We start from the raw sequence: 3,779 nt of genomic DNA on the forward strand, positions 1-3,779 counted from the left end.
GTTTTTCTTTCTTCAAGTCTCGAACTCGCAATGGAAGAATGTCCGATATTCGGAACCCAATATTCATACCAATAACAACTAATATATAATTTCTCTTATCTGCTTCCTGAAACAGCCGTTTTTTAATATCCTCTATAATTTCCCTGTCTCGTATCGGTTCAACATATTTCATTTTTTAACACCACTATCCGGCTTAACACATCCCTGTGGTTTGGAGCAGAACTGAGCGGAACCCTCCCAGTTGCCCCATTCACAACCCCTACATAATAATGGTTGCCGCACTGGCGGCTTCTTGAAGTCTGTACCCACTCAGCTCGCTCCTTTCATATAAATAATAAAAAGGCCACTGATTATCTCAGCGACCGGTGATTTAAAAATGTGCCGCACATAATGAACGGCTATATAGGAGGAATGCTATAAATTAACGACCTTGACAAATTAACGACCTTGACAGGATTCGAACCTATCTACACCTAAAGGCCATAATAAAAAACTAGGGCATTTAACCCCGCCTCACCACCACACGTTTGACGATTAACGTCTAAGGTTTACAAACCCACCGCATGGCCGAGTCCTGCAATTGATAAAGGTACAGCAGGATCACCCGAGCATCTCTGCTCTATTGATTCCACTGTACCTTTTAAAAACTTGCATATGACTAGCATCATAGAGGCGATTCCCCCGCATTTTACACGCATTTCTAACTTTCAAACACTTTTATAGTATTCGCAATTGATTCGATGCCCCTATTAATCCGACGGTCCACAGTTGATGGATCCAAGAATCGATAGTGAACAACAACATCCTTGCGTCTGATCCCATCAATAAACCTCATCTGTATTGCTCTTTTAATATCCTGATCGATGATTAATCGTACCGCACGTTCAACATCTAATGTTGCATTTAAATATGCATTGTACGCTCTTTCTTGTTTTGGAGCAAGTTCCTCTATTTTCTCAAGTTCTGCTATTATATTTTTATGACGTCTGTAACGTATTAAAAGAGACTTTGTCTGCTTTTTTTCATCCTCGTTGGCTTCATCAAAAAAGTTTAGTTGCAAAGCGATCATTCCCTTCATCTCCTTTGCTTGCTATAATAGAAGATGATGATTATTTATGCTCTCCGGTCCGTTCCCCAACTGATCCCGGTGAGCTTATTTTTTTGATACCCAAGCAAATCCTTTACCTCCTATACTTAATGGCTTTTCTATTAAGTATGAATATCCCTTCGGTACGCAATCACCAGGTACTATCTTCACTAACCCGAATCTTGTTTCTATATTAAGTAGCTGAGAAATATTCGATGTAGGACACACCATCAAATTTATATTATCAACTCGCTTACCCGATCTAATGATTGGAGTGAGGGCAATTTCAATCATTTGTATAGCTACTGGAGATATCATTGTTGGATCCTCCTATATATCTAGTATTATTTGACCTACTACTATGCATTCAGAAGCATCTTGTATATACCCCTCATCCAAATACCTTTTTGGTGCCGATGTTGTAATGTGTGGCCATACTTTGCCACCGGCACGAGAATGAGGATCAAGTGCTGTTCCCTTTTCTGTCCATACCCAAAACGTTGAAGCTATAACGGTTTCATTCATCAGGTTTCCTCCATATATTTTTTGAAGTTTGATGTCATTTTTTCAGCCTGATCCAACTCTTTATTCTTCCGGTTACATATTGCTTGACACCTTTTAACTGCAAGTAGCGTCTTTTCTTCGATGGTCACACCGCGGATTTTGTCTATAATTCCCAGAATGACGTTTTTCCTATCTTGTTGGTTCACTCCCGGAATGTGCAGTTTAATAACCGAACTACTGGCACTTGTGAATGAAACTCTTTCAATGTGCCATCTGAATATATTAGCTAACTTCGGATCAATCATTTGTTATACCTCAATCCCTATTTATTGTTGTTGCGCAATATCGTCGTACTATGCAGTAACCTTTTTCAAGAGATTAGTTGATGACATTTTTATGACTTCAATTTTTTCTACATAATGATGTATATTGTTCTATCAATTTGGAAATACTAGAATTGAAGCGTTAGCAGAAAGCGGCCGCCAACGCAAGGTTACATACATACGCTATACGAATGGGATGCGCATCCTGGTTATTTGCTTTGATCTCATCTAGGAGAGCAAAAACTTAGCTGGAAACTGACGGGTTTCCGGCTATTCGTGCTGCCATTCACATGAACGGATCTATTCAATTTGTTTCTTCAAAGGCCTTTAGATCATAAGTTTTTTCTAGTTTTGAGGTAACTACGAGTATCCTTGGATAGCTTTTCTATCCTTTCAGTTGTATATTCAAATAGTTTTCGTCCTTCATACCGTAATTTTAAATACTTTAAAGATTGCTCATAACTATTGGGACAACACCAAGACTGATATGAGTATGTATCTTCCATTATTGCTCCATTTTGAGAATAAGGACTAACTTCAATCATTTCATTAATTCCTGATATCCAATACGTAATTTTATGAACTGAGTCTTCTGTATACTGAAAAAAACACACACCATCGATTGGTTCTTTTTGACATAGAACTTTATTTTCCTTGTAGACGCTATCTTCAAAAATATCTCTAATTTCGGTAATAAAATCCTTTTGGTTCATTAACTACACTCTCCTATTCACTATGTCGCGTCGAGCTTACCTTCGTTAATCTTATTCACTTTTTTACTTAACGTCGATTTATCGTTATTTCTAAATTCTCCTCTAACTATGACACCGATCTCTATTCCATCCTGAAAGACTCGTACATAAGCTTCTCCATCATAGAATAGTGTATTCTTTGGTTGAATATTAACTGCCGCAATTTTATCTTGACCTGCATAAAGAATTACTTCCTCCGGACCTGATGGAATACATGTTACATATGTTCTATCCATGTCAATGATCTCTCCCTATTCATACGGTGTTCATGTATTTACTCCAAAGGCAATACTTTCAAATGAAATAAATTCTTTATCTTTTTCAAACACTTCCTTTAAAATCCCTCGTACCAATTGATTTAAGGTGATCTCTTCATAATCCTTACTAGAATAAATCGGAATTTTTAATATAGGTATTTCTACAATCTTTTTTCTCGGATCGCAAACTTCACAATGTATTATTTTATCATCATTTAGTATTTTTGTTTCTCCATTGTGTATATGAAAAAAAGCATTTTGATTAGCATCAAATATTACTGTTCCTAAGTTCATTTCACATACAATATCCATTGCATTTTCTTGATCTTCTGCATCTATTACATCTACAATTACATTCATTAGATATTCATTATTTTGAAACACTCCATAAATATTGAATTTTTCCATAATTCACATTACTCCCTTATACAACTTATTATTCATTATGTTGTCGAATTTCTTATACTTAAGAACGGATTTATTCAATCTATTTCTTTAACATTAATATTTGGTAGAAACAATAAACCATAGCTATTCCTAAAATTGTTTTTAATATTCCGACTATCAAAACCATATTCATCAATGTAATCTCCCTATTCAGTTAAGTATCATAGTTTCTTCGGAATATAACACTACTTCTTTTCTGTTTTGAACCAAAAAACACTATAAAAATCGACTTTGAAAGTTTCACCACATTTTTCGCATTCCATTTCAAAGTCACCACTCATATCACCAACCTCAATGTAATCATCTCCATGAACTTTTTCACAATGAGGACATACAATCGCATCAGCATTTTATTTTTTAGAATCAAACATTTTTAACCCTCCTTATGTCGTTTTTTGTGTCTACTGCG

7 protein-coding genes are annotated in these 3,779 nt (G+C 35.8%); all 7 read right to left on the reverse strand.

Annotated elements, in window-relative coordinates; all coding sequences use genetic code 11:
* Positions 1–700: 700 nt before the first annotated feature.
* The gene (locus BW961_RS29240; RefSeq protein WP_068583879.1) at positions 701–1,069 is read right to left on the reverse strand and encodes a hypothetical protein; all 369 of its coding nucleotides are present in this window, start codon (positions 1,067–1,069) and stop codon (positions 701–703) included.
* 84 nt (positions 1,070–1,153) lie between these two features.
* Entirely contained in the window at positions 1,154–1,405 is a 252-nt protein-coding gene (locus BW961_RS29245; protein ID WP_068583876.1) for a hypothetical protein, read from the reverse strand.
* 12 nt (positions 1,406–1,417) lie between these two features.
* Positions 1,418–1,612 carry a hypothetical protein gene (locus BW961_RS29250; RefSeq protein WP_068583873.1) on the reverse strand — a complete coding sequence of 65 codons (195 nt, stop codon included), beginning with the start codon at positions 1,610–1,612 and terminating at the stop codon, positions 1,418–1,420.
* Complete coding sequence (locus tag BW961_RS29255) at positions 1,612–1,896, reverse strand: hypothetical protein (protein WP_068583872.1); 285 nt, start codon at positions 1,894–1,896, stop codon at positions 1,612–1,614. Before BW961_RS29255 ends, BW961_RS29250 begins: the two co-directional genes overlap by 1 nt.
* Positions 1,897–2,246: 350 nt before the next feature.
* A complete protein-coding gene (locus tag BW961_RS29260) occupies positions 2,247–2,627 on the reverse strand; it encodes a hypothetical protein (RefSeq protein WP_068583869.1) in 381 nt (126 codons plus the stop codon).
* A gap of 20 nt (positions 2,628–2,647) precedes the next feature.
* Positions 2,648–2,902 carry a hypothetical protein gene (locus BW961_RS29265; protein WP_068583866.1) on the reverse strand — a complete coding sequence of 85 codons (255 nt, stop codon included), beginning with the start codon at positions 2,900–2,902 and terminating at the stop codon, positions 2,648–2,650.
* A 30-nt stretch (positions 2,903–2,932) separates the two neighbouring features.
* A complete protein-coding gene (locus BW961_RS29270; protein ID WP_068583863.1) occupies positions 2,933–3,331 on the reverse strand; it encodes a hypothetical protein in 399 nt (132 codons plus the stop codon).
* Positions 3,332–3,779: the final 448 nt, after the last annotated feature.

It is taken from the genome of Paenibacillus macquariensis, from assembly GCF_900156375.1.
In the GTDB taxonomy this organism is placed as follows: Bacteria; Bacillota; Bacilli; order Paenibacillales; family Paenibacillaceae; genus Paenibacillus_AQ; species Paenibacillus_AQ macquariensis.

Coding starts and splice junctions, on each gene's coding strand:
- BW961_RS29240 (WP_068583879.1), bottom strand. CDS start 1,069: ATGATCGCTTTGCAACTAAACTTTTTTGATGAAGCCAACGAGGATGAA.
- BW961_RS29245 (WP_068583876.1), bottom strand. CDS start 1,405: ATGATATCTCCAGTAGCTATACAAATGATTGAAATTGCCCTCACTCCA.
- BW961_RS29250 (WP_068583873.1), bottom strand. CDS start 1,612: ATGAATGAAACCGTTATAGCTTCAACGTTTTGGGTATGGACAGAAAAG.
- BW961_RS29255 (WP_068583872.1), bottom strand. CDS start 1,896: ATGATTGATCCGAAGTTAGCTAATATATTCAGATGGCACATTGAAAGA.
- BW961_RS29260 (WP_068583869.1), bottom strand. CDS start 2,627: ATGAACCAAAAGGATTTTATTACCGAAATTAGAGATATTTTTGAAGAT.
- BW961_RS29265 (WP_068583866.1), bottom strand. CDS start 2,902: ATGGATAGAACATATGTAACATGTATTCCATCAGGTCCGGAGGAAGTA.
- BW961_RS29270 (WP_068583863.1), bottom strand. CDS start 3,331: ATGGAAAAATTCAATATTTATGGAGTGTTTCAAAATAATGAATATCTA.